Origin of the sequence: Xanthomonas sp. SHU 199, from assembly GCF_000364665.1 — a bacterium.
Classification (GTDB): Bacteria; Pseudomonadota; Gammaproteobacteria; order Xanthomonadales; family Xanthomonadaceae; genus Xanthomonas_A; species Xanthomonas_A sontii.
On sequence record NZ_AQOI01000498.1, the window covers coordinates 1 to 2,375 of the forward strand.

Here is a 2,375-nt window from a genome sequence, read left to right on the forward strand (position 1 = left end):
GCGCGCGCTGGCCAAGCGCGGCCACGCCGAGCGCATCGCGGTGCCGGCCAGCGCTGCGGCGCCGCAGCCACAGCCAGGGCCGGTGCCCAACGCCGAGCAGCAGGCGGCCATCGACGCGGTGGTCGCCGCCGCCGGGTTTGCCCCGTTCTTGCTCGACGGTGTGACCGGCAGCGGCAAGACCGAGGTCTACCTGCAGGCGATCGCCGCCTGTCTGGCGCGCGGGCGCCAGGCGCTGGTGCTGGTGCCGGAGATCGGCCTGACCCCGCAGACCCTGGCCCGCTTCCGTGCCCGCCTGGGGGTGCCGGTGCACGCGCTGCATTCCGGGCTCAACGACAACGAACGCGCCCGGGTCTGGGCCGCCGCCTGGCGCGGCGAGGCGCGGGTGGTGGTCGGCACCCGCTCGGCGATGTTCGTGCCGCTGCCGCGGGCAGGATTGATCGTGGTCGACGAGGAACACGACGGCAGCTACAAGCAGCAGGACGGCATCCGCTACCACGCCCGCGATTTCGCTTTGGTGCGCGGCAAGGCGCTGGACGTGCCGGTGCTGCTGGGCAGCGCCACGCCGTCGCTGGAGAGCCTGCACAACGCCACCGGCGGCCGCTACGCACACCTGCGCCTGACCCGCCGCGCCGGCGACGCCAGACCGCCGACGGTGCGCGTGCTCGACGTGCGCAAGCGCCCGCTGCAGGACGGGCTGTCGCCCGAGGTGCTGGCCGGGATCGGCACGGCACTGGCCGACGGCGGCCAGGTGCTGGTGTTCAAGAACCGCCGCGGCTATGCGCCGGTGCTGCTGTGCCACGACTGCGGCTGGACCGCGCCGTGCCAGCGCTGCAGCACCCCGCTGCACGCCACACCGATGACCGTGCACGCCGGCGGCCGGCGCCTGCAATGCCACCACTGCGGCGCGCGCCAGCCGGCGCCGCTGGCCTGCCCGGACTGCGGCAGCCTGGCCCTGCAGCCGCAGGGCATCGGCACCGAACGCCTGGAGGAACGCCTGGTGCAGGCGTTCCCGGACGTGCCGGTGCTGCGCATCGACCGCAGCACCACCCAGCGCCGCGATGCGCTGGAGACGCAGTTGGCCACGCTCGGCACTGCGCCCGGCATCCTGGTCGGCACCCAGATCCTGGCCAAGGGCCACGACCTGCCGCAGCTGAGCCGGGTGGTGGTGGTGGGCATCGACGAAGGGCTGTTCTCCGCCGATTTCCGCGCCAGCGAGAAGCTGGCGCAGCAGCTGATCCAGGTCGCCGGGCGCGCCGGCCGCGCCGCGCGTCCGGGCGAGGTCTGGCTGCAGACCCACCACCCCGCGCATCCGCTGCTGCAGACCCTGGTGCACGGCGGCTACCACGCCTTCGCCGCCGCGGAACTGGAGCAACGCGAGGCCGCCGGCTTCCCGCCGTTCGCGCATCTCGCGCTGCTGCGTGCCGAGGCCAAGCAGGTCGAGCACGCCAACGCCTTCCTCGCCGCGGTACGCGCACTGCTGCCGGTGCAGGACGAGGTGCAGCGCTTCGGCCCGATGCCGGCGCCGATGCCACGCCGCGCGGGTTTCCAGCGCACCCAGTTGCTGCTGTCGGCCAACACGCGGCGCGCACTGCACGCGTTGCTGGACGCGGCGGTGCCGGCGATCCACGCGCTGCCGCAGGCACGGCGGGTGCGCTGGTCGCTGGATGTGGATCCGCAGGATCTGTACTGACACGGCGAGTGGTGGCAGCTCGGCAGAACCGACGTGCTGTCCAATGCCGTAGAAGCGGCTTCAGCCGCGATGAGGCGTTACCGGGAGTGCTTCGTCGCGGTTGAAGCCGCCGTTACGAGGCATGAGGCAATGGCGCGTATCGCGACACCACCCGTATTCCCCCCGGAGCCGCTCTAGAGGAACAGCGCATCCGCTTGACGCGTAGGGAGGCAGGCGGGCAACGCGCCAGCGGCCGTGACACCTCGTGCGTTGCTCAGCCCGCCAGACCCAAGGCGTCGATCACCTGCGCGCGCAGCGCGGCGCTGTCGCCGGCTTCCACGCAGCGCCACGCGCCAGCGTCCGCGGACAGGCCGCAGGCGGCGGTGGCGATCACCGGTTTGCCCAGCGCCATGGCCAGCAACAGGCCGCGCGGCTGTTGCTCGATCCACGCCGGCAGCAGCACCAGGCAAGCAGCGTGCACGCCTTCGGCCATCGACGCGACCCGCTGCACCGCGATGCCGCTCCAGAAGTCCGGCGTCTCCTGCGCACCGGGCGGCAGCAGCAACACCAGCGGCAAATCACGCACCGCCTCACGCAGTTCGTAGGCGCCCTTGCGCGCCAGCGCCGAGGCCGCCAGCAGCACCCGCGGCGCGGCGTCCGCCGTGATGACCGCATGCTCCCCCGCGACCGTCGGGAGCGCCGGCCG

Annotated in this window: 2 protein-coding genes; one reads left to right on the plus strand and one right to left on the minus strand. The window is 73.4% G+C overall.

Going from position 1 to position 2,375, the window contains the following annotated elements:
• The coding region (locus tag D183_RS0115500; protein WP_017909811.1) for a primosomal protein N' at window positions 1–1,690 on the plus strand (1,690 nt) is incomplete at its 5' end.
• Window positions 1,691–1,943: 253 nt separating this feature from the next.
• On the opposite strand, the gene D183_RS0115505 is transcribed toward D183_RS0115500, so the two are convergent.
• Window positions 1,944–2,375, minus strand: a 432-nt coding sequence (locus D183_RS0115505; RefSeq protein ID WP_017909812.1) for a glycosyltransferase, incomplete at its 5' end; no start/stop codon positions are given.